We start from the raw sequence: 23,483 nt of genomic DNA on the forward strand, positions 1-23,483 counted from the left end.
AAAAAAGCAGCCCTCTTCTTGGAGTCCTGCCTTTCTGATGTTTATTCAATTGCCGTACATGCTTTCACAACCTCTACAAACGCCTGTACTTGCTTCAGCTGAAAAGCCGGCTCATAACCGAGCAGCCACGTATCTCTGCCGATTGCTTTTCCTTTAGCATCAAGCAAAGGGATTTGATGAACATGGCTTGCGCTTCCGTGAAGCGTCACAGATGGAAGGATCGCATAACCGATTCCGTGGAAAGCCATCTGTTTGCATGTTTCAATTTGGTCGACAATAATGGTCTGCTTTGGCGACGTTTTGAACTTTTGGTGCCACCAGTGCTGAATTTCCTGATAGTATGTGCTGTCGCTTTTGAACTGGATGAACGGCCGTTCCGTTTTGGCAATGTCCTCAATGTTTCGGATCTCTGTATCGACAAGGTACAATTCGTCCCGCATCAAGTAGTGCTTCGGCCCTTTCCATTCCGGGTTTCCTCTGATAATGCCGACATGAACATGGTCTTCGTAGAGGCTTTTCAGCATTTCGCTGCTCCAGCCGGTGATGAGCGAAATTTTCACGTTTGGATATTGTTTGACATAGGTTTTCAAAACGTTGGGAAGCCAATGCTGCCCGATGATCGAAGCGGCCGCCAATTTGAGCGTACCGTGAATCTCGCCCTCCAGCTCATCGATATTCTCTCGCACTTTTTCCTGTTCCAATGTCACATCTTTTGCAAACTGGATGATTTTTTCTCCGGCAGACGTAACGGTCAGCCCTTTTTGCGATCTTAAAAAAATTTTCGTTCCCCATGATTTCTCAATGGTCTGCAGGCGCTGGGACAAAGCCGGCTGGGAAACAAACAGGCGTTCAGCCGCTTTCCGCATATTTAATTCTTCCGCCAGAACGACAAGCATGTGGAGCTCTTGAAGCTGCATGGACATTCCTCATTCCAATAAGTTTTTCTTATCATACATTTAATCAAACGGCTGTTTTTTAATCAAGCGGGAAGTCTGGCTTCGGAGAATGTACGGAGGGTTTGGTGGAGCGCTGCAAATAAAAAATAGGCCGCTGCCGCGCCTATTTATTCAACGTTCTCAAATGCTTATTCAGCTGTTTTAACACGACACGCCTTGTAAATATGCCTTCGAAAACCTGCTCTTCATTTTCGACACATACAAACGCGTTGTTGATGACCAGTCCGAATCCTTTTAAGATCGGATCGTCAATTTTCAAGCGCGGGATGTCTGTCAGCATGACTTCTTCAACATGAATCTTGTCAAGCTTCTCAAATTCGATTCGTTCCAAGCCGAAGATTTTATCCATGATCATATTCGTTCCGATTAATCCGTACAAACGGAAAGAAGCATCAAGTACAGGGATCGCGGTATATCCGGTTTTCGTCAATACGAGAAGGGCATGTTCCAGATTATTTCCGACTTGAACATGGGCTACTTTATCAGCATCGATCATAAACTGACCTACTGTCGTTTCAAGAAGTTCATCTGATTGCAAACTAATCATGATTTTTCGACTCCTTTTCAGCTTTAATCCATCAACGCTTATTTTCCCTATACTACAATAATATAAACGATATCAATATTTGTCGAAAACTTTCCTTTCTTCCAAGGTCAGTTTATCATTACATATCCTTTTAGGAAACAAAAAAGATACTCTAATGAGTATCAATTGATATAATCTGACCTAATTTTCAGACCGGACACGGTCGTATAAGGTAACCAGTTTTTTATATGTCAGGCTATCCACATTTTTTGTACCCGTTTCTATATCATTGATCTCACTGCTTAGTAGCTCTACGGCATACTCATGGTCCAAAAGTACGTTCAGCAACAGTTTTCTCTCTTCTTCTGAAAAGCGTTCCATTCTTAACCAGCCCCCTAATTGATTTAGCTAGAGTCAGAAACGATATGTTCTCTCTAGTTTCTATAGGGCTAGAATATGAAATTGCAATTCAAACGTCAACCGCACATTTCGACATCTGTTCGATTTTCTTTCAAACAATTATTTTGTGTACCGGTTTGCATAGCTTGAAGCTGTGTAGGAGTCAGGTTTAATTTTAGCGCAGATCCCCATCGAGGTGATCCGACCTGTCATTTCCTGGATTAAGTCCTTTGTCATTCCTTTTTTTCCGATATCCAAATGAACTTCAAGGGTTAAATCTGCTCCCTCGTCTGTAAACGGAAGAAGCAGATCCATAATTTCATTAAAGTAATCATTTAAAAGATATGCGGCAATCTCTTGGCTGTAAGCTGTTTCAAGCGATATTTTCTCCCTGAGGCTATGTATCGGTCTGTTGACAACCGTGTTTTTCAGACAGCCCCACGCTCCTTTGCCCTTGCGGTGCAAATGGATAGCCGTGATAAACTTTGTGCAGTTCTGATGGATTTGCGAGTCTGTTCCGACGGACAGCAAATAGCTTGCCCGCGGATCTTGGCGTATGAACGCCTTCAGTCTCCCGATCACTTCAGGAAATGTCATTTGATCTTCAGAAAGATTATAAAAAAGAAAAGAATCAGCCATTGGAATGCCCCTTTTCATTTTTGATCTGCACCGAAGATGGAACGATTCGTCTGTCTGCTATCCTTTTTTGGTCGGTATATTTTTCAAGCTGAACCCGCAGCTGTCACATCTGTAAATCACATTCTGATTGGACTGGGCTGTCAGAACTTGATCCATATGCTCGGTTGTTTTGCAATGCGGACAAATAACGCTTGGAAAAGCTTTCATGCCATATCCTCCTATTGCTGAAGCAGTTCAAAGATTTCGATTGAAATCATATCGATGTTGTCAAACGGAAATGTGGTAGGCTTATCGCCTTTTTGATAAACTGTCAGCTCAAATGTTTGGTTTTTTTCAAAATATTTTACGCTGCAAATTTTTTCTCCGTTCACTTCAAAATTGCGCTGCGTCGGTTCTCCGGCAGCCTCCGCAGTCTCCTGCAGGCTCTGCAGTCTCGTGATGATACCCATTAATTGTGACATTCTAAAAAAGACTCCTTTCAAAAAAACAACTTCAGGATCAACAAGTATTAATTATAATACAAGTTCTACAAAGCATCATACCACAAAGTATCAGCCGATGACATTTTTCCTTTCTGATCATGAAAAAGAAAAACCGCTTTTCATAGTTTGAGTTTTCTTTTTTCATGTCATACATGAAAAATATTTTTTTGACTGCAAAGGAGCCTATTTTAACCACCAATTTAGATTTATGGAGGAACAGGATTGTCTTATTCCTGTCCCACACCTAAAGCCCAAAAATCCCGCAGCCATTTGCAGTGCGGGATTCCATGCAAATAAAAAACTTGGCGGGGGCAGCGCCAAGTTTTTTAAATCTTGATCTGATAGAGGGGTTGGGGAACAGAGAGGTTCATCTCTCTATAATTAAATGATAATGATTATCAGTATCATTGTCAATGAATTTTTTAAAAATTCTTTTTCTAGCTGAAAAGTTCGGACAATGTCCAGTTAATATCGATGGCAAACAGCGGGAATACAGCGTGGTCTGCTTCCTTGTTATCCGCAAAATTCGAGTTTGTTTCTTTCTCATCCGGTTGTTCGGACATCATGTCTTCTCCAGCCGGTTTTGTATCAGATTGGCCGATAGCCGTTACTTTGAAGCTGCCGCCGATATTCTCCAGCGTCACCGTCTGATAATTTTTTTGATATGAAACAGGACCGCCGTCTTGATCTCCAACACATTCATATACGGTATAGCTTCCGTCTTTCACCGCCACTTTTGTGTGTTCATCATAGCTGAAGAAAGGGATTGCAACTTCCGGCGCGTCTGTCCCGTAAAAAATCCATCCCGCTTGTTCGGGAAAGGCGTTCGCCTCTACGTACTTCGCTGCCATGGCGTGTTCCATATAAGGTTCCAAGAGGGATATCATGTCTGTTTTCGTTCTTTCCTTTTCGGTCAGCTGAAAATGGATGTCAGATACGGATTGAAGGGTCTCAAATAACGACGCTCTTGTCGGTTTTTCTCCGGCTTCGGCAAAATCCGCACAGAGGAATACAAAAGCCGCAGTCAATAGTCCGCACAGTAAGGATGACCAAACGTTCTTCATATGATCCGCCCCTTTTTTAGCATATATATATTCACATTTTCCTTTATATACGCAAAGCAAACCTCTCGAAAGAAAAAGCGGCGAAAGGCCGCCGCTTAAATTAATCCGTCTTGTTCGTATAAATATGAGTAGGACAGGTCAATGAACAGATACACTTCTTCATCCATCGGATAGGAAAACGTTCTGATCATTTCCCCCGTTTCGATATCGCTGTACAAATCGCTGAAAAACCCTTTTCTCATCGTTCTCATCCTCATGATATTCTCGAGAAAATAAGGGCGCCAGCTCCAGTTTTTGCCGATGTACTCAGGCTGAAATATCCATGCTCCGTCATGTTTAAACACGTTTTTCGTCAGCTGAATCCCGTCTTCATCGCACATGTAAATTCTAAAGCTGCAATCGGTCAGTTCTTTTCCGAGATTGAAGAGAAACTCATCGTCAGACTGAGCCGTTTTCTTTAGCGATGTGACAAGCTGATGAATCCGTTTGTAAAACTGCTCAGAGTGGTCGTACAGAATGGTTAGCTTCTTCTTCTCACGCGTGATAAATTGGTGAAACTCGGCCTGCAACCGGTCCTTTAATACATCCCGTTCGATAAATTCATCCTTCGGCAGTTCAAGATACTGCCCCTGAAAATACCGGCCACCGTTTCTCCATGCGTATTGCAGCTGAAAGCTCGCCTCAATATCCTCGTAAAGCAATGCGGCGCCGATTTTTCTGGCAAGGAGCGATATGCTGTAAAGCACATATTCATAGGATGGTGAAGGAGAAGACAGCTTGAGCGGCTGAAGGTCGATCTTTAACAGATCCGGGGAAAGAAGAGCGATTCTGTCGAGATTGCTGCTTTCTTTTCCGATATTATCAACAGCCACTTTAATTCCGTATGTACGGTAATAGGTCAGCAAATGATGCAGCTGTTCAATATCCCCTTCAAACTTTTGCTCCGTGATTTCGATAACGAAACGGCTAAGCTCGAGCCCTTTATCCTGATATTCCATCAACAGGTCGAGGAACGATTCACCGTGATCCATCATCAGCACATTTGCATCTTGATTGACGAAGATGAGCAGGTCGCGACCGCTCTCCAAAAAATGATCAAGCGCCTGGCGGATCACCTTGAGATCAACCTCTTTCTTGTATTCTTCCGGAATTGTCGGATCAGAAAAAAACGGCCCGAGGCTCTTCACTTCAGATTCTACCTTGATACGCCCCAGCACTTCATAGCCGATCACCTTTTGTTCTTCAGCACTGAAGATCGGCTGATAGTATGGAATGACATCTTCAATGTTCGTTAAAATATCGAGTGGATCCAACATGGCATATCACCTGCTTCTAATCTTTGTCTGATTATACCATACCGGCCCGCACCTTTGAATTTGAAATCTTAAAACGGACGGGGATTCAGCCATTGACCGCCGTCCATCGTCACACACTCCCCGTTGACATATCCCGCCTGTTCAGAAAGCAAAAATGCGGCGAGCCCCGCGATTTCTTCAGGGGTTCCCAGCCTGTTGAGCGGAACGCTTTTGATTGTCGCGCGCGCGGCTTCTTCCGATTCGAACAATTTTTCGGCACCGCCCGTCCGCTCGATCGGACCGGGCGCGATGGCATTGCACCTGATCCCGTATGCACTTCCCCACTCGACGGCAAGCGTCCTCGTCAGCGACAGCACACCTGCTTTGGCCGCCGCGGAATGAACGACACCGGCACCGGCGCCCCATGCATATGTCGCGACCATATTTAAAATCTGGCCGCGTTTTTTTTCCTTGATCCAGTAGCGGCCGGCTGCCTGACTGCAATAAAATGTCCCGTTCAGCACAATATCGATGACCGCCTTCCAGCCGTTGACCGACAGTTTTTCAGCAGGGCAGATAAAGTTCCCTGCGGCATTGTTAACCAAAGCGTCGATCGTGCCAAAGCGTCCTGCCGTCTCTGTGATCATCTGTTCCACATCTTCAACAGACCTGACATCCATCCGGCATACAGCCACCTGCCCCGCAAATGTTTCAATTTCTTCTTTCGCCGCTTCAAGCGTTTCTTGTGTTCTGCCTGTAATCATCACATTCCAGCCTTCTTCAGCCTGCTTTTTGGCGATCGCTTTTCCCATTCCGCTCGACCCGCCGGTCACGATTACAACTTTTCTGTCCATATCCATCCCCCTTGTCATGAATGATCATTCATTCAATTCATAGTTTATCATATTAGTTAAAAAAAATTAACAAAACACGCGGACTGTCCTAAAACGGCTTTTCTGGATGATATAATGTAGAGATTCTATTAAAGGTTGGTTGCTTATGAAAAATCCGTCCAGAAGACAATTTTTAAAAGGCTTCTTAGGCCTTGCTGCAGCAGGGCTCTTTACCGCTGCCGGCGGCTTGGGCTATGCGCGCTATCTCGAACCGCATATGCTTGAAACGAACTTGATCCCCATTCGGCATCGGCTCATTCCTAAAGGGTTTGACAAGTTTCGGATCGTTCAGTTCAGCGACACCCACTTAAGCGAATACTTTACAGCAGACGAGCTTTCAAATGTTGTCAGCCAAGTAAACGCCCTCTCCCCGGACCTTATCGTATTCAGCGGGGATTTAATAGATAAACCGCATCGCTACCGGGAACACGAGCGTGCTGTCAACGCCTTAAAAAAGCTTGCGGCCCCCTATGGAAAGCTGGCCATATTCGGAAACCATGATCACGGCGGTTATGGAACAAAAGTCTATCAGACGCTCATGGCATCGGCCGGTTTTCGGGTGCTGCGAAACGACTTCATGAAGCTTGAATTGATAGACGGAAGCGTCATTGAGATCGCTTCACTCGATGATTTGATGCTCGGCAGGCCGGACTATGAAGGCATCCTGTCAAAGCTGAGCGAAAAAGCCTTCTCGATTTTGCTCGTCCATGAGCCGGACGCTGCTTTAACAGCAAAACAATACCCCGTCAATTTGCAAATATCCGGACACACCCATGGCGGACAAATTCAGATTCCCGTATTCGGTCCTTTAATCACGCCTCCGTACGGAGAAATTTATACGGAAGGGATGTATGAAACAGCCGGATTGAAAATCTATGTCAATCGAGGAATCGGCACGACCAGGCTGCCGCTCCGCTTTCTGTCAAAGCCCGAAATCACCGTGTTCCAGCTTGAATCCATTTAAATTTTGACCGGCCTTTTGGCTCAAAACGCAAGACATCTGCATACATTAAGTAAAAACATTCCCGCTCCTTTCATCCAATCCTCATTAAAAAAACGAAACTTCCCCAGCCTCTTTCCGTCTATATATTAGCAGCGGAAAAGGCTCTCTTTTCGTTTTGAAAAGGAGATGTGCTGATTATTGCTGATGTACCAAGTAAAACCTGGAGAAACTCTGGAAAGCATCGCCGCCGATTTCAGAACGACCCGGCAGGCTTTGCTGCAGGCGAATCCGGGCTTAAACGGCAGCCAAGTGTCCGCAGGCCAATCGATTATCATTCCCGGCATTAGAAACCCGGACACAATTCCTTATCGGATTGTCGTGTCTCTTAGCGGAAGAACGCTCAGATTATATGAGCAAGACAGACTTGTAAAAACATATCCGATTGCCGTCGGAAAAATCCTCACACAGACGCCGAGAGGCGAATTTGTCATTGTCAACCGGCAGCCAAATCCGGGCGGCCCGTTCGGCGCCTACTGGCTGAGCCTCTCAAAACAACACTACGGCATCCATGGAACGAATAACCCGGCGTCAATTGGCAAAGCTGTTTCAAGGGGATGTATCCGCATGCACAATCAGGATGTTCTGGAACTTGCTTCTATCGTACCCAACGGAACCCGAGTGTCCATTACACCTTAGGCCAGTACATTTCCAGACAAATGCAATTTGAACAATCCAACATCTTGTATTAAGATATAATGGGACCTTTAGGGTAAGGAGCGTATATATGGATCTTTTTAAAAATCGTAATTTCGTCCGACTTTTTTTCGCAGCTTTCGCTTCTCAAATGGGAACGACAGTCGGAAATATGGCTTTCGCTTTTTTCTTGCTCGACCGGTTCAGCAGCCAGCCGGCCTACACGACAATCGCCGAGCTGATGTATTCCTTGCCGACGGTTTTTGTATTCTTTATCGTCGGGGTGGTCGCTGACCGTTTTGACCGCAAGAAAGTCGCGGAAAACTGTGATTGGATCAGAGCGGGATTGACTGTCGTTCTTTTCTTTGTACTGTATCTTCAGATCATACCGCTTGTGTTTTTAGTTCTATTTATCAGAAGCGCGGTTACAAAATTTTTCTACCCGGCCGAAGCAAGTTTGGTCCAGGCCATTTTAAGAAAGGATCAGTATGCAAAGGCAGCCGGACTGAACCAGATGCTTTTCAGCCTGTTTCTATTGTTCGGCGTAGGAATTGGAGCTTTTATGTACAAGACGATCGGCCTGCATGGAGCTATCGCTCTTGATTTTGTGAGCTTTATCGTATCCGGCATTTTAATCCGTTCCTGCGATATTCCGCTTGAAGCGCGGCAGCCGAACGGGCAAAAAGGCTGGAAAAACATGACCGTCAAAGATTCGATGCGCGATTTTAAGGAAGGCATCGTTTATATACTAAAAAATAAATTGCTTGCCTCACTCGTATTCGGATATTTTATCTTCGGGCTTGTCAGCGGCGGACTTTCGGTTCTGCCGATGTTTAAAATGAAGTATGAGCTGTCCCCTGACAGTTATGAGTGGCATACATCCCTCTTTACAATCGTACTGGGTATCGGACTTTTGACAGGGATTGCCGTTGCCGCTTTGCTTGAAAAAAAAGTGCAGCCGGCATACATGATGTCAGTCCCGATTTTTATAGCGGGTGCCTTTATCATTCTGCTTGGGTTTACAGATCAATTGCCCGTATATTACTCGGCTGCGTTTCTTGCCGGGATATGCATCGGGCCGATCAACACAGCGCTTGGCGGCTGGATTCCCAAAATCGTCCACCCGAGGCTGATGGGAAGAGTCAGCGGGTGGACCGATCCGCTGACAATGCTGGCGCAATCCTCAGCGCTTGGCGTGATCGCTGTTCTATTCCCGGGGATCATCGCCGATGTCGATTATATATATTACGGTTTGGCGGGAATTATTCTGCTGGCGGCGATGTACTATTTTATCGTCCTGCCTAAATTAAGCGCCGAGAGCGCGGAAATCGACGTTCAAGCGGCGCTGAAGAGACAAAAAAATACAAAAGCGAAAATGAACTCTGTTTTATAAAGATGAAAACGCGCGATTCCTTAAAAAATCGTGCGTTTTTTCTATGAGATATTTGCATTTTCTGTTCTATTTCGTATAATTTAGACATAAGCCTTGCATCTTTAGGAGGTGATCTAGAAACGAATGGATAGGAGAGAAAAGATGGACGACCATAATCATACGAAAGAATTAAAACCGACAGTTGAAAACCTTTCAAAAGCGATTTATACAGTTAATCGCCATGCGAAAACCGCGACTAATCCCAAATACCTGTATCTTCTGAAAAAGAAAGCTTTGCAAAAGCTGCTTAATGAAGGAAAGGGTAAAAAGGTAGGCCTTCACTTTTCGAAAAATCCAAGATTCAGCCAGCAGCAGTCAGATGTGCTGATTTCTCTCGGAGACTACTTTTTTCACATGCCTCCAACAAAAGAAGACTTCGCAAACCTTCCACACTTAGGTACATTAAATCATTCGTATCGGAACCCTAAAGCTCATATGTCTTTGAATATAGCGAAACAGCTTCTTCAAAACTACACGGGAATTAAGGAAAAACCGCTCGTCACAAACCGGAAGCGCCCTGCCTCAAAGCCCGTCTTCAAGAAGCTTGGCGAAAGCTATTTTTAATAAAAAAAAGCCTCGAAAAGAGGCTTTTTTTATTCCTTGAAAATATATTTATCAAGCTTTTCGATCAGTTCGTTGAGCTCTGGCTTGCTGATTTGTTCGTCAGCTCCGACTTGTTCCCCTTTATGGCGAAGATCGTCTGTAATCAAAGAAGAGAAAATCAAGATCGGCAGCTCCGAACTCAGCGGGTTATCTTTTAACAGCTTTGTGAGCCGGTGTCCATCCATCTGCGGCATTTCAATATCCGTGATCATGAGATCGACTTTTTCGTGAAGAGCTGTGCCGTCTTCCATCAATTGAAGCGCATGCTCGTAAGCCTCTTTTCCGTTTTCAAAAGATACGATGTTGTTATACCCCGCTTCATTCAGCTTTTCCACCAAAAGCCGCAAGAGGAGCGGAGAGTCTTCGACAATCATCAGCTTTTTGTCAGTCCGTCTCTGATCAAATTTTTCATCTTTCATTTGGTAAGGGTCCGTACCTGACTCAGACTCAAGATCAAAAATGATTTTTTCGTAATCAGGCAGGAAAATCATTGTGCCGTCAAGCTTAATGATGCCGGTAAGGTGACGGTCCATTCCTTGGTTTAAAGCGGTCGGCTTCTCGATTTCTTCCCACGACACCCGGTGAATCTGCGAAACCGATCCTGTGTGAAAGACGATTTTCCGCTTGTTGAATTCCGTCACAATGTATTTTTCCTGATGCTCGTCCTCACCGTGCTCGACGCCGAAGAAAGAGAATAAATCAATGACGGGAAGAATTTCCCCGCGCAATGTGATCATGCCCTCCATATGCTTGTGCGAATGAGGCACTTTCGTGATGTCAACCGGCTGAATGATTTCTCTGACTTTCATGACATTTATGCCGAAAATGTTGAGACCAACTTCGAACTTCACGATTTCTAATTCATTGGTTCCCGAACTTAATAAAATTTCCTGTTGGTTTGAAGACACTGATATCCCTCTCTATCCTACTTTGTGTTTACTTTTTATATCGGCGTCTTTTGTTAAAAGTTGATGCTCTGGGTTAAGCTTTTGCCTTAACATTTTGATGAATGATCAGGCCGATCGCTGCCAATAACACTAAAGATCCGAAAGCCATTCTGCTGGCCATGTTCCCCAGATCCCTGAACAGCAAAGTAATCGATCCGTACAGGACCGGACCGAAAATGGAAGAGATTTTCCCCGACAAAGCAAACAATCCGAAAAATTCGCCTCTTTTATGTTCGGGCGTCAGTTCGATAATCAGTGTCCTTGATGCGACCCATGTGCCTCCAAGCGAGATGCCGAACAAGCTTCCCGCAATCCAAAACAAGACCGTTGACGTTGTGCAGGCTCCGATCGTCAAAGCGGTGATCATAATGGCGGCGACAAGGCTGACCGCGTGTTTGGCACCGATCTTTTTTGTCACAAAGCCGAGCAGAAATGAACCGATGATGCTTGAGACCGTTGAAACAAGGTAAAGCAATACAAATTGTCCGGTCGTAAAACCGATGACCGTTTTTGAATAAACAGCCATCATGGCCACTGCTGTAGCAAGCGCGTCATTCAGGAAAAAGTAGGCGATCATGAACAAGAAGACCGGTTTGTACAGGCGAATGTCCTTGAACGTCTGCACGATTTCCCTGTATCCGCTGAAAAACGATTTCTTTTCTTTCGGTTCCGGTTTTCTTTTCTCTTTCGTGAAAAGCAAATACGGAAGTGAAAAAAGCAAAAACAAGAGAGCCGACGGGATGAAAGCGCGGTGAAAATCCTGGTTGCCGACCAGAAGGTAAACCGTTAAGCCGGCTAAAGTGCCGATATATCCGATCGCAATCCCGAATCCTGATAAGAGAGGAATTTCTTCTTTTGTACCCAAATCAGCCAAAATCGTATCATAGAACACCAGGCTTGAATGATAGAAAAACTTTGCGGTCACAAACATGATGACGACAAGGATCAAAGATAACGGAAGCCCGTATATGTCCTTCTGAAACGAGGCGCCCGCAAAAACCCCCATTAAGATGGTGCACAAAACACAAATCATCGTAAACAGACCGATGTATTTTTTCTTTCTGCCCGTCCGGTCGATCAGCACCCCGAATAAAGGCGTGAAAATGACGAGCAGAAAGCTTGCGGCTGCGTTCGAATAGGAGATGAAAGTGCTTGCCACCTGATTCATGCTGGCGTTTTCGCCGACTGCCTCCTGCAAATAAAAAGGAAAAAAGATTGTCACAATGTTTGATGAAAAAATCGTGTTTGCAAAATCGTATAACGCCCAAGATAGAATCGGCAGCGTCAAAAAGAGCTTGATTCCCGTTCTTTGCGCCTGCTTTACAGCTTGTTCACGTTCCGGCTGAGTATCCATCTGGATTGATGCCTCCTTATTTTTATTCCTGCCGTGAAACATTTTTCTGAACAAGACAGCACGCATTCATGCTGAAAGCGTGCTGTCTTTTGTCCGTTATTTTTTTACGACAATGGTTCCTGCCAACATATCATGAAGCGCCTGGCGCCTTTCTGTGAAAAAGGCCATAATGTAGCCGATCAACAAAATCGGAGAGAGAAAGCTTCTCGCCAGAAACCTTCCTGCCGCACAGCCAAAAGAGATTCTTCCGCCTTCTGCTTTCGCCACCTGAATGTTCATGATTTTCTTGCCGAGCGTCCCTTGCCATTTGGATGATTCCATCAGCGTGTAATAAAGAAAATAAACAATAAAAGTAATACTTCCAACGATTGCTATGGTTTTGAACATGCTGATGATAAACGTAAAGATTTCCTGATCGCTCAAATACTCGGGATCAGTCTCCATCATGATCATGATATCCGAATTTCCCAACATCAACGCCGCTGTTAAAACGTACGTGAAAATATATGCGGGAATCCCGAGAATCAATCCGTCGAGCAGGGAAGCTACAAAACGCGCGCCGATTCCGGCATACTCGCTCCTTTCAGGAGCAGTTTCGTGTTTGTCTAATTCCAATTCCAATGTGCTTTTCCTCCTAACATCTTAACTTCTATATACTACTAAGACTCGCTGAATATTATCAATACGTATCACGTTTTTTTAAAGTTAAATTAATGTACGGCTCACAAGTTTTTCATTGACTTTGACATTTATCGTGTTACAATGGTCAAGGATTTTTCAGGAAAGGTGTTTATGATGGGAACAATTGTAACGATTAAAAATCATGAAATGACCATTTTAGAAGGGGTCAGCCGGGCCGTTTACACAGAAATGCTCAAGGATGCTTCAGACAGTGAAAAACAAATATATATTTCGTGGAAAGAAGATGTTGACTTCGATTACGGCTATTAACGGAACATCATGTAAGGCAATCGTTTGATTGTCTTATTTTTCTATCTGCCGCCATCCGCATGACCGCATACCTTGGATTGTTTTGCATATACTTGTTACGAGTTTTTATAAAATTGATTGATTAAAAGATGACAATTAGTCTGATGATGGTAAAATAAGATAAACCATAACATTTTTAAGGTGATGCTAAATGGAACATTTGCTTAATCCAAATGTAAAAGAAATCGAAATCTCAGGGATCCGCAAGTTCTCAAACCTTGTATCCCAGTACGAAAACGTAATCTCTTTAACAATCGGCCAGCCTGATTTCTTCACCCCCCACCATGTCAAACAGGCCGCCAAAAAAGCGATAGATGAGAATCAAACATCTTACACTCACAACGCCGGATATCCCGAACTGAGGCAGGCTGTACAGCTTTATATGAAGAAAAAAGCTGATTTAAATTATGAAGCGGAAAGCGAGATCATTGTGACGACGGGAGCCAGCCAGGCCATCGATTCAGCATTCCGCACGATTTTATCACCCGGCGATGAAGTCATTCTTCCCGGGCCGGTATACCCCGGATATGAGCCGATCATCAAAATGTGCGGAGCGTCTCCATTGATCATTGACACCACGTCTCACGGCTTTAAGCTGACAGCAAAATTGATCGAGGAAGCGCTGACGCCGAAGACAAAATGTGTTGTTCTTCCTTATCCGTCAAACCCGACGGGAATGACGCTGTCCGAAGAAGAGCTGAAGGACATCGCCTCCCTTTTAAAAGGCCGGAACGTCTTTGTGCTCTCGGATGAAATATACAGCGAACTCACTTTTGACAGACCGCACCACTCCATCGCGTCTGTGTTAAGGGACCAGACGATCGTCATCGGCGGACTTTCCAAATCCCACAGCATGACAGGCTGGAGAATCGGATTTTTGTTCGCGCCGAAGGAAATCGCCAAACATATTTTAAAAGTCCATCAATACAACGTATCGTGCGCTTCATCGATCTCTCAAAAAGCGGCTCTGGAAGCCGTCACCAACGGGTTTGATGACGCGCTGATCATGCGCGAGCAATATAAAAAACGGCTTGACTACGTGTACGACAGACTTGTGACAATGGGCCTCGATGTGATTAAACCGTCGGGAGCATTCTACATTTTCCCGTCCATCAAATCGTTTGGAATGTCTTCCTTTGATTTCTGCATGTCGCTTCTTGAGGAAGAGGGGCTTGCGATCGTGCCGGGCAGCTCGTTTTCTGAATACGGGGAAGGCTATGTGAGGATCTCTTACGCATATTCTCCTGATACGCTAAGGGAAGGTCTTGACCGGCTGGAGTCCTTTGTTTTCAATAAGAGGCAATCGATACAGACTACGTAAACAACGGCTTTTACGCCGTTGTTTTTTATTTTATTTTGGAAATGAAATCTTAAATGTCGTGCCTTTTTCTGCTTTGCTGTCGACTTCGATTGTTCCGTTGTGATTTTCGATGATATTGAAGGTGACCATCAAACCGAGGCCTGTTCCTTTTTCCTTCGTCGTCAAAAACGGCTCGCCGATTCGCTTCATGACATGTTCAGGTATCCCTTCTCCTTCGTCCTCCACCTCGACGATGACCGAATCATCGGTTTCTCTGACGGTCAAATGGACCGTACCGCCGTTCGGCATGGATTCGACGGCGTTTTTGATCAGGTTGATAAACACTTGCTTTAATTGATTTTGATCCCCTTTAATATAGATATTGTTCGGGAGGATCGTATTGATCAAAATGCCGTTTAAGTTGGCCTGCGTTTCTAAAAGGGCCGTCACTTCGCGGATCAGCCTGATCAGATCTAGCTTTTCTTTCAATGCGTTTTGCTGCGGCTTTGCCAGCATGAGAAGCTCGCTCAAGATCAGTTCGATTCTGCTTAATTCGGAAAAGATAATATTAAAATAATGTTCATTTTCTTCCATCGTGGGCTTCATCAGCTGTAAAAACCCTTTGATCGCGGTGAGCGGATTGCGGATTTCGTGGGCGATCCCGGCTGCAAGCTGTCCGGCGATCGACAGTTTTTCCGAACGGACCATCAGCTCTTCGGTCTGCTTGCGTTCAGAAATATCCCTTAAAATCACCTGAACGGCCGTTTCTCCGAAAAATGTCGTAGGGATGCAAACCATTTCTGTATAGATAAGCCTTTTTTCAAATGTATACCACGTCTGCTTTATGATTTCAGATTCGGATTTTCGGTCTGTAATCCGTTTCAGCCTCGCTTTGACATCTTCGTGATCGCATGGGTGCAGATGTTCATAAATATCTTTGCCGATTAAATCCTCATACGTTTTTGCTTCAAACAGACGAATGCCTGATTCATTCATAAAGACCCATCTACCTTTATGAATAACGGCTATCGTATCGATTGAGTTTTGAATCAAGAGCTGATAGCGCTCCCTGCTTTTTTGCAAAATGGTCTGAAATTTCTTCCTCGATGAAATGTCAATGAGCAGGAGCAGCTCCGCTTTCTGGTTTTGATAAATGGTCGGCGCCGCCTTGACTTCGAGGTGAATCTGCGTGCCGTCGAGCTTATGCCAAGTTTGCTCGATCATTCCGACATCAAGTCCCTGCTGCATCCGCTTGATACGGTTTTTGACGATGTCATGGTACTCTTTCTCGATAAAATCGTAGGAATACTTTCCGATAATTTGCCGTTTGTGCTCGGCTCCGAGCAGGTTGACCATGGCGTCATTAACGTAGACGATTTCCCCTTGAACGCTGATGCACAGAGGGTTTGGCAAGCCTTCCACCATGGCTTCGAATTCCTCTTTTGCCGGCAGCCTGGAAGCTTCTTCCGGTTCGTCTTCCTCTTTTATAGAGCTGCTTTTCTTAGAGGGACGGTCTTCAAACACTTTCATTTTGAGTACAATCTCGCGTTCTTTTTCTCCAACATGGGTCGTCACGAAATCGATCGATGCTTCGATCCAGATCATCGTGTAGTCTTTTTTCACAAATCTGAAGGTGCAAGGCAGCAAATGATGCTCATTGTAAAAATAGCTTTCTACCAGAAAAAGATCGTCTTCGTGTAAATAGTCCTTCAAATACGTACCGATCAGTTCATTCTGCTCGTAGCTTAAGAGCTCTTTGCAATTTGCAGATATGTATATAAAACGGCCGTTAGCTGACAGGACTGCCTGTAAATTCATATGAGGCTTATATTGCTCAAAACGTTTTGTTTTTTGTTCCATCATATCCCTCCTTTATACCCTATTCATGACCAGCATTCATTAAAACTATTTTGCTTAAAAGGATTCGCTAAAATACGGGAAATCTCCTTCAAAACTTCTAGCATTCGTCAAATTTTGATAACAAAAAAAAGAACCCGGAAAAAATCCGTGTTCTTTTTTGTCTAATCCTTGATGTATTTTTTTTGCAGATCGACATAGGCTTTGACGATTTTGGCGGCGATGTTTTTGTTCATCTTCGTTTTGTCGTCAACAGACGGGACGACTACACTGAAGGCAACCTGCGGATTTTCTGATGGGTAATAGCCAGCAAAGGTGATATTATAAGTCGGTGTACCCCACCAATTTCGGTTTGTACCGTAGTAGTTCGTCTGTGCCGTTCCGGTTTTGCCTGATACGTCAAGTGAACCGAATGCGCCGGCTGCAGTTCCCGTCTGGGTTACCCTTTTAAATCCTTGCTTGACGATGGCGATGTCGCTTTGGGAGTTGTTGATACGATTCAGTACATTGGCAGAGCGTTCTTCGATGACAGGACCGAGTTTTTCGCTTTCAGGCTGGTGAATGCTTTTCACGACTCTCGGCTGCAACCTGTATCCGCCATTGGCAATCGTTGAAACATATTGGGCGAGCTGTAAAGGCGTATACGTGTCAAACTGGCCAATCGCTTCATCGAGCAAGAGTCCCCCGACAACCTTAGGATTCGTCTGCATTCCGGCCGATTCCTGCGGCAAGTCGATGCCTGTTTTTACCCCGAGCCCAAATTGATTGAAATAATACCTCATTTTATTTAAGTCTTCGAGGTTTGCGGGAAGAGAACCGCCCGGTTTATACGTGATCCCTGCCATTCTCATGGCTACATAAAACATATAAACGTTTGAACTTTTTTCCAGCGCTCTAACCTCATCAGCCCAGCCGATGGTGTTTCCTCTGTAGGAGCCTTTTTTAACAGGTCCCGCGAAGCTCAGCTCATGATCTAAATATCTCTGCCCATGCGGCATGCCGTCCTGATAGCCGGCCAGTACGGTCGCGCCTTTGACCGCTGATCCCATTTCGTACTGGGTCGTAAACGCGCCGATTGAATAGTCGGTGATTTTGCCGTCGACGATTCGTTTTCCGGCCATGGACAGAATGTCTCCGTTATTCGGATCCATCATGACGACGAACGCTCTGTCCAGCATGTAGTTTGAGCCGCGGAATTTATTAAGCTCCTCTTCGATCGCTTCTTCGACTTTCATTTGGAGCTCCATGTCGAACGTCAGCTGCAGATCGTAGCCGCGTCTTCCTTCATCAACCGTTTCCTGGCTGATAACCTTCCCTGAGCGGTTTTCTGTATATTGCACTTTCGCTTTTTTCGGATTTAAATATTCTTCATATTGATACTCGAGATAGCTTTTTCCCACTCTGTCATTCCGGGCATATCCCCTTGTCAGGTAAAAATCTTCCCGGTCCTTGATAAGCCCTTGCTCAGGCGTTGTGACCCCTCCGAAAATGGAGTAGAGCGTTTTTTCATAAGGGTATTTCCTGGTCCAGTCCATGATGACGTCAACGCCGGGCAGTTCCTCGAGATGCTCGGAAACGCGGGAGACTTCCTCATACGTCAAGTCGTTGGCCGGCATCTGTTTTGAAGCCTTCTCATCAAGGAGCTGCGCATCGTTTTTCCCCGCGGTTTTCGGGCTCATCGCTTTGACGATTTGCGGCTCATATGCATAGCCGCCTGAAAACCTTCTGAAAATCGCGGCGACTTTAAGCTCGTCTTTGTCCTTTTCCAGCGCTTTGATCTCTTCCGCCGGAACGCGGTCCACCTGCAGCTTGTATGTTTGGTCAGACTTGAGGGTTTTCTCGCTGTCTTTCAGAAGTGCAGCAGCTTTTTTCGGGTGCCTGGCAAGCCAGTAATCTTTCAAATCTCTCTCTTTCAGAAATGATGTATCGATATCGATCAATTCTGCGAGTTTTTTGGCTGTGCTGATTTTTTCCTCCGTTTTTGTGCTTGTCATCATCGTATATGTGATCGCGGGAACGCTTTGGTTGTCGACAACCACCCGCCCGTATCTGTCATACATTTTACCCCGCGGTGCCGGGTATGACGCAATTTTCGCCTCGGTTTTCGAAGCTTCCTGCTCATACGCCTCTCCATTGACGATTTGCACGAGGCCCAGCTTGACAATCAGCGCAGCAAACAAAGTGAACACCGCAAAGAAGTACAGGTTGATCCGCCATAAACGCGAACGCCTGCTCTTTTTGATTTCAGCCGGATCATGTTGAGATTCTGTCACTGAAACTCTCTCTCCTCTCACAATATTCAATTTTTACATTAATTAACTGAGATATATTGTAACACTTTTGTAATGGTTGTTACAATCTAAAGTTTTTAAAAAAGCTGTCAATCTCTTTTTATATTAAAATTTAACTAACATATTTAAATTTTACCACGTTTATGACAAGACGCGTAAAAGAACGATCTGGTTGCATATTGGCAGCAAAGGGTTTTTCTTTTTTTATGTCAAAATTAACAATAATACCTTGTCAAAGGAAATATATGGATCTATTATTTCAAAAAAGCCGTGTTATGATTCTAGTGTACGAAACAACAACTACAACATTTAGGAGGATTACTGTTTATGAAAAAAGCTTTTCTTTTATCAGCAGCAGCTGCAGCAACGCTCTTCACATTCAGCGGCGTTCAACACGCTGACGCTAAAGAGCAGCAGCAAGTACAAGTCAAAACCGTTCATTCCATAAATGTAACTGATCTCGCAGGCAAACTGAATATCCAAAACATGAACCAGCTTTCTAAAGCTGACCAGAAAAAAATTCAGTCTCTGCTTCATTCTTATATGAAACAAGCCACTCAACAGCCTAAAACTTCTGCACCGAAGTCTTCTGCACCTAAAGCTTCGAAGCCTGAAAGCAAGCAGACTCAAAAACAGGAAGCTTCAAAGCCTGCGGCTTCAAAAGAGCAGACTTCACAGCAAAAGCAAAATACAGCGCCTTCATCTTCTTCTGTAAGCGCGTATGAAAAAGAAGTTGTTGAGCTGACGAATGCGGAAAGAAAGAAACAAGGGCTAAAACCTCTTACTTTGGATGAAAAACTGAGCAAGGTTGCCCGCACGAAATCTCAAGATATGAAAGATAACAATTATTTTGATCACAACAGCCCGACTTACGGTTCTCCATTTGACATGATGAAGAAATTCGGCATCACATACCGCACTGCCGGAGAAAACATCGCGAAAGGCCAAAAAACGCCTCAGGAAGTTGTCAAAGCTTGGATGAACAGTGAAGGCCACAGAAAAAACATTATGAACCCTAACTTCACACATATCGGTGTTGGATATGTGAAAGACGGCAACTACTGGACTCAGCAGTTCATCGGAAAATAAGAACCAGCAAAAAACCACTTGCATACAGCAAGTGGTTTTTTCGTTATTTGTATTCTGTCCAAAGCTTGTACAGACTTTGGGTGCCGCTGTTTTCTTCGCCTTTTTCCACAAGGGTGTCGTAAAGGCTTTTCGCAAGCTCGAGCCCCGGCATTTTCTCGTCCATCAACTCCGCTTCTTCAAGCGCAATGCCCATGTCTTTAACAAAGTGTTTGACGTAAAAGCCCGGTTCAAAGTCGCCTTTCAGCATTCTAGGCGCGAGATTTGAGAGGGACCAGCTTCCCGCAGCGCCGGTCGTAATGCTTTTTAACACATTGTCGGGATCGAGTCCGGATTTTTTGGCGTAAGCCATCGCTTCCGCGACGCCGATCATACCTGCAGCAATCGCAATCTGGTTGCACATTTTCGTATGCTGGCCGCTTCCGGCCGGTCCCTGATATTGGATGTTTTCACCCATGATCGAAAAGATCGGGTAGCATTCATCAAAGGCTTTCCGTTCTCCTCCGACCATGATGGCGAGCGTGCCGTTTTTCGCGCCGACGTCCCCGCCTGAAACTGGAGCATCCAAAGCGTAAAGTCCTCTCTCTTTTGCAGCAGCCTCGATTTGTTTGGCGAGAGAAGGCTTGGAAGTCGTCATATCGATGAGGAAAGAACCTGTTTTGGCATTTTCAATAATGCCTTCGCTTCCAAAGTAAACTTCTTCAACGTCTTTTGGGTAGCCGACCATTGTGATGATCACATCAGACGACTGCGCCAGTGCTTTGACGGATGATTTCCATTCCGCCCCTTTTTCCACGAGGCTGTCCGCTTTCTGTTTTGTTCTCGTATAGGCGCTGACGGGATAGCCTTCAGCCAAAATATGCGAGGCCATGCTGTTTCCCATTACACCGAGTCCGATAAATCCGATTGTTTTTTTCATGATGTCATCCCCCTTAAATTGCTTTTACCATTCCGCCGTCTATCAGCAGTGTCTGTCCAGTCATATATGTATTGCATTCTGATAAAAGAAAGCTTGCATACTGTGCAAAGTCGTCAGGTTTTCCGTAGGAGCCGAGCGGAATCTCTTTCTCATAGCTTTCCTTCACCTGCTGCTCGGAAAGGCCTGTTTTCTCGGCTTTCAGCCGGTCAAGCTCTGCCACGCGGTCTGTTGCGATTCTTCCCGGAGCGAGCGTGTTGATCAAAATGCGGTTTTCGGCCAACTCTTCAGCAATGGATTTTGTCAGACCGACGATTCCCATTCGAAACGTATTGGAAAGCAGCAATCCCGGAATCGGTTGTTTAACTGATGATGAAGCGATATTAACGATGCGTCCCCCATCCTTTTTTAGATATGGAAAAGCTTCGCGGATTAAACGGACATAGCTGAGCAGATGCAATTCAAATGATGAGGTCCAGTCATCATCTGTCAGATCCAGCAGGCTGCCGCCCTTCGGTCCTCCGACATTGTTGACAAGCATATCGATCATTCCAAATGTGTCAGCCGTCTTTTGAACGATCGCTTTGATCCCGTGGGCGTCTGCAAGATCACATACTTGATAAGAGATAGATCCGCCGCCGAGTTCGCTCAGCTCTTCCGCTGCTTTTTTCAAGTCTGCTTCGTGCCTCCCGGACAGCATGACATTTGCCCCTTCTGTCGCAAGGGCTTTTGCGATCGCATTGCCGAGTCCTTTGCTGCTTGCTGCCACAAGCGCCGTTTTGCCATTCATCTTTAAGTCCACAATCATCACTCCCTTCATACTTATAGTGTAACACGCATATTCTGAAAATTGGGATTGCGAGCGTTGAAAAAGTCCCTCTTTCAACAAGAGGGACTTCTTTATTATACGTTAAACTTATTGATCGCATTTAATAGTTCTTGGTTGGCTTCGCTCAGCGCTTCAGCCGATTTTGCGATGCTTTCCAGCGCTGTCAGCTGCTCGTTCGTCGAAGCGCTGACCTCTTCCGCAGCCGCTGCTGACTGCTGGGAAATGGCTGAAATGCTCTGGATCGAATCGGTCATTTTTTGCTGCTCTCCGCTCATATCCGATATTTCAGAGTAAATGTGGTCAATTGAGTTGACGAGCGCCTGCATTTCTGCAGTAATTTTGCTGAGTGCTTCTCCTGTCTCGTGAATCATTCCATTTTGCTCTTCGTTCATCTTGCTTGCTTCCGTCATCGCTGAAACGGCTTCTTTCGTTTCCAGCTGAATCTGCTTGACCGTTTCGCTGATATGCTGTGAAGAGACCGCCGATTGTTCGGCAAGCTTTCTCACCTCTTCTGCAACTACCGCAAAACCGCGTCCGCTTTCGCCGGCACGGGCTGCTTCAATGCTGGCGTTCAGAGCAAGCAGGTTTGTTTGATCAGAGATCGCCGAGATGGCTGTAACAACGTCTTCGATGTTTTTCGTTTTTTCTTCAAGCTGCAAAAGCATATGTTCCACTTTCTTCGTCTCCGAGTTGGCTTCATTTGATTTTGCAAGCAGCTGCCCGAGAGCATCGATTCCTGTATAGCTTGCATCTTCTGATGTTCTCGAAAGCTTCTTGATGCTGTCGGCATGATGTTCAATTTCTTTAATTTTGACAGACAGCCGTTCGGATTGTTCATTTACATTTTCGACCTCTGCCGCTTGTTCTGTCGCGCCTGTCGCCACCTCTTCGATTGCTTTGGCGATCTCATCGCTCGCAGAAACTGTTTCTTCTGAAACAGCGCTTAATTGATCGGTCGTTTTCGATACTTTTCCAGACGATGTTCCGACTTGCACAATCATTTCTTTCATGTGTTCGACCATCTTATTGAAGTCTTTTGTCAATATGCCGATTTCGTCTTTTGAGGCAGCAGCTGTCTGGACCGTCAAATCGCCGCCCGCGACTGCCTTTGTTTTGGCAATCAGCCGCTTAATCGGGCCTGTGATCGTTTTGGCAAGGAAATAACTTGAAATGATCGCAGCTGCCAAAGCAATGATTGAAACGATGATGACGATTTTGTTCATTTCCTGTGCGACCCACATCAGCTTCGCCGTGTCGAATTGCGTACCGACTTTCCAGCCCGTACCCCCGACGGTTTGATAAGCGATCACCGTATCTTTGCCTACTTTGATTCCGTCTTTGGATGACGGGATATCCCGATATGTTTTGTCTTTCGATATATCGTCACCTTGTTTTGACGGGTGGGCGAGCATTGTCCCGTTTTGGTCCATAATAAATGCGTAGCCGTCATATGGCATCTTTTGATTTTCGATGATTTTGTTTAATGAATTCAATGACAAGTCTATACTGACAACGCCTTCAACTTGATTATTGACGACGATGGCTTTTGCCGCAGTAACTGTCATATCTCCGGAAACCGCATCTTTGTAAGGTTCCGTCCAAACGACTTTGTCGGGTGTTTTTGCAGCTGACATATACCATGGCCTTTCAGCCGGATTATAATCATCATCAAAGGTCGTTTTCGGAAATGTAAACATTTCCTTCTTCTTTGTGCCGATATAAGCTAAATTGACATACTCATTTTTTTCTTTTAATTGTTTTAATTCATCATTGACGATTTTTATAATTTTATTATCACCGTCTTTTAAGAATGAGTGAGCCAATTCTCCATCACTTATACGATTCAAAGAAATCTCGTAGTTTTCTAATTGAAGCTCAATATTTCTTTTAATTGAACCGAGGAGGCTGGACGTCGATTCTTTTGCTTCATCTTCAAGCATTGATTTCAATAAATATGTTGTGGAAAACTGTAGGACGATAACCGTCAA

General features: G+C 44.9%; 23 protein-coding genes and 2 pseudogenes. 7 read left to right on the forward strand and 18 right to left on the reverse strand.

From position 1 onward, the window contains the following. Positions 1–41: 41 nt before the first annotated feature. The 9 genes from QMZ64_RS07135 to fadH form a co-directional block, all read right to left on the reverse strand. Entirely contained in the window at positions 42–917 is an 876-nt protein-coding gene (locus tag QMZ64_RS07135; RefSeq protein WP_265627165.1) for a transcriptional regulator CcpC, read from the reverse strand. Between the two features lie 142 nt (positions 918–1,059). Continuing rightward, positions 1,060–1,503 (reverse strand): cyclic-di-AMP-binding protein CbpB, encoded by a 444-nt coding sequence (cbpB, locus tag QMZ64_RS07140; protein WP_265627166.1) that lies wholly within the window; start codon positions 1,501–1,503, stop codon positions 1,060–1,062. A gap of 180 nt (positions 1,504–1,683) precedes the next feature. Continuing rightward, positions 1,684–1,863: an antirepressor AbbA gene (abbA, locus tag QMZ64_RS07145; RefSeq protein WP_003181305.1), complete on the reverse strand. Its 180-nt coding sequence runs from the start codon at positions 1,861–1,863 to the stop codon at positions 1,684–1,686. Between the two features lie 138 nt (positions 1,864–2,001). Then, positions 2,002–2,520, reverse strand: coding sequence for a ribonuclease H-like YkuK family protein (locus QMZ64_RS07150; protein ID WP_020451199.1), 519 nt, complete (start codon positions 2,518–2,520; stop codon positions 2,002–2,004). Positions 2,521–2,577: 57 nt separating this feature from the next. Then, the gene (locus QMZ64_RS07155; RefSeq protein WP_165395389.1) at positions 2,578–2,727 is read right to left on the reverse strand and encodes a hypothetical protein; all 150 of its coding nucleotides are present in this window, start codon (positions 2,725–2,727) and stop codon (positions 2,578–2,580) included. Positions 2,728–2,738: 11 nt separating this feature from the next. Next, a complete protein-coding gene (locus QMZ64_RS07160; RefSeq protein WP_003181299.1) occupies positions 2,739–2,981 on the reverse strand; it encodes a YkuJ family protein in 243 nt (80 codons plus the stop codon). Between the two features lie 458 nt (positions 2,982–3,439). After that, positions 3,440–4,066 (reverse strand): DUF3993 domain-containing protein, encoded by a 627-nt coding sequence (locus QMZ64_RS07165; RefSeq protein ID WP_265627167.1) that lies wholly within the window; start codon positions 4,064–4,066, stop codon positions 3,440–3,442. Positions 4,067–4,161: 95 nt separating this feature from the next. Continuing rightward, the gene (locus QMZ64_RS07170; protein WP_265627168.1) at positions 4,162–5,382 is read right to left on the reverse strand and encodes an EAL domain-containing protein; all 1,221 of its coding nucleotides are present in this window, start codon (positions 5,380–5,382) and stop codon (positions 4,162–4,164) included. 68 nt (positions 5,383–5,450) lie between these two features. Next, positions 5,451–6,215 carry a 2,4-dienoyl-CoA reductase gene (gene fadH / locus QMZ64_RS07175; protein WP_065644033.1) on the reverse strand — a complete coding sequence of 255 codons (765 nt, stop codon included), beginning with the start codon at positions 6,213–6,215 and terminating at the stop codon, positions 5,451–5,453. Positions 6,216–6,360: 145 nt separating this feature from the next. Here fadH and QMZ64_RS07180 point away from each other — a divergent pair, with 145 nt between their 5' ends. The 4 genes from QMZ64_RS07180 to QMZ64_RS07195 all read left to right on the forward strand — a co-directional run bounded on the left by QMZ64_RS07180 (position 6,361) and on the right by QMZ64_RS07195 (position 9,886). Continuing rightward, positions 6,361–7,218, forward strand: coding sequence for a metallophosphoesterase (locus tag QMZ64_RS07180; protein ID WP_165426871.1), 858 nt, complete (start codon positions 6,361–6,363; stop codon positions 7,216–7,218). A 177-nt stretch (positions 7,219–7,395) separates the two neighbouring features. Beyond that, positions 7,396–7,893, forward strand: coding sequence for a L,D-transpeptidase family protein (locus QMZ64_RS07185; RefSeq protein ID WP_165426870.1), 498 nt, complete (start codon positions 7,396–7,398; stop codon positions 7,891–7,893). An 88-nt stretch (positions 7,894–7,981) separates the two neighbouring features. After that, positions 7,982–9,283 (forward strand): MFS transporter, encoded by a 1,302-nt coding sequence (locus tag QMZ64_RS07190; protein WP_165426869.1) that lies wholly within the window; start codon positions 7,982–7,984, stop codon positions 9,281–9,283. A gap of 141 nt (positions 9,284–9,424) precedes the next feature. Beyond that, positions 9,425–9,886, forward strand: coding sequence for a YkyB family protein (locus tag QMZ64_RS07195; RefSeq protein WP_003181285.1), 462 nt, complete (start codon positions 9,425–9,427; stop codon positions 9,884–9,886). Between the two features lie 29 nt (positions 9,887–9,915). Here QMZ64_RS07195 and QMZ64_RS07200 read toward each other — a convergent pair whose 3' ends face one another. From QMZ64_RS07200 to QMZ64_RS07210, 3 genes are all read right to left on the reverse strand, one after another. After that, positions 9,916–10,833 (reverse strand): chemotaxis protein, encoded by a 918-nt coding sequence (locus QMZ64_RS07200; RefSeq protein ID WP_075753085.1) that lies wholly within the window; start codon positions 10,831–10,833, stop codon positions 9,916–9,918. Between the two features lie 73 nt (positions 10,834–10,906). Then, on the reverse strand, positions 10,907–12,226 hold the full coding sequence (locus QMZ64_RS07205) for an MFS transporter (protein WP_243940052.1): 1,320 nt from the start codon (positions 12,224–12,226) through the stop codon (positions 10,907–10,909). A 96-nt stretch (positions 12,227–12,322) separates the two neighbouring features. Further along, a complete protein-coding gene (locus QMZ64_RS07210; protein ID WP_165426867.1) occupies positions 12,323–12,847 on the reverse strand; it encodes an RDD family protein in 525 nt (174 codons plus the stop codon). A gap of 171 nt (positions 12,848–13,018) precedes the next feature. On the opposite strand from QMZ64_RS07210, the gene QMZ64_RS07215 reads away from it, so the two are divergent. Both QMZ64_RS07215 and QMZ64_RS07220 read left to right on the forward strand, forming a co-directional pair. Next, positions 13,019–13,177 (forward strand): hypothetical protein, encoded by a 159-nt coding sequence (locus QMZ64_RS07215; RefSeq protein WP_301441211.1) that lies wholly within the window; start codon positions 13,019–13,021, stop codon positions 13,175–13,177. Positions 13,178–13,367: 190 nt separating this feature from the next. Next, a pseudogene (locus QMZ64_RS07220) lies at positions 13,368–14,590 on the forward strand (aminotransferase A). Here QMZ64_RS07220 and QMZ64_RS07225 read toward each other — a convergent pair. Both QMZ64_RS07225 and QMZ64_RS07230 read right to left on the reverse strand, forming a co-directional pair. Further along, a complete protein-coding gene (locus QMZ64_RS07225) occupies positions 14,568–16,376 on the reverse strand; it encodes a PAS domain-containing protein (RefSeq protein WP_265627169.1) in 1,809 nt (602 codons plus the stop codon). The pseudogene QMZ64_RS07220 and the gene QMZ64_RS07225 overlap by 23 nt on opposite strands. A gap of 161 nt (positions 16,377–16,537) precedes the next feature. Then, complete coding sequence (locus QMZ64_RS07230; RefSeq protein ID WP_301441212.1) at positions 16,538–18,646, reverse strand: peptidoglycan D,D-transpeptidase FtsI family protein; 2,109 nt, start codon at positions 18,644–18,646, stop codon at positions 16,538–16,540. A 345-nt stretch (positions 18,647–18,991) separates the two neighbouring features. Here QMZ64_RS07230 and QMZ64_RS07235 point away from each other — a divergent pair, with 345 nt between their 5' ends. After that, positions 18,992–19,753, forward strand: a complete 762-nt coding sequence (locus QMZ64_RS07235) for a CAP domain-containing protein (protein ID WP_301441213.1) — start codon at positions 18,992–18,994, stop codon at positions 19,751–19,753. Positions 19,754–19,796: 43 nt separating this feature from the next. Here QMZ64_RS07235 and QMZ64_RS07240 read toward each other — a convergent pair whose 3' ends face one another. The 4 genes and pseudogenes from QMZ64_RS07240 to QMZ64_RS23285 form a co-directional block, all read right to left on the reverse strand. After that, positions 19,797–20,669, reverse strand: a complete 873-nt coding sequence (locus tag QMZ64_RS07240; RefSeq protein WP_265627172.1) for an NAD(P)-dependent oxidoreductase — start codon at positions 20,667–20,669, stop codon at positions 19,797–19,799. 13 nt (positions 20,670–20,682) lie between these two features. Next, entirely contained in the window at positions 20,683–21,474 is a 792-nt protein-coding gene (locus QMZ64_RS07245; protein ID WP_265627173.1) for an SDR family oxidoreductase, read from the reverse strand. 95 nt (positions 21,475–21,569) lie between these two features. Continuing rightward, positions 21,570–22,517, reverse strand: a complete 948-nt coding sequence (locus QMZ64_RS23280) for a methyl-accepting chemotaxis protein (protein ID WP_409365409.1) — start codon at positions 22,515–22,517, stop codon at positions 21,570–21,572. Next, positions 22,512–23,435: pseudogene (locus QMZ64_RS23285) on the reverse strand (HAMP domain-containing protein); the annotation flags it as partial. The pseudogene QMZ64_RS23285 and the gene QMZ64_RS23280, both read right to left, overlap by 6 nt. Positions 23,436–23,483 lie beyond the last annotated feature (48 nt).

It is taken from the genome of Bacillus sp. LB7 (assembly GCF_030449715.1).
Taxonomy (GTDB): domain Bacteria; phylum Bacillota; class Bacilli; order Bacillales; family Bacillaceae; genus Bacillus; species Bacillus paralicheniformis.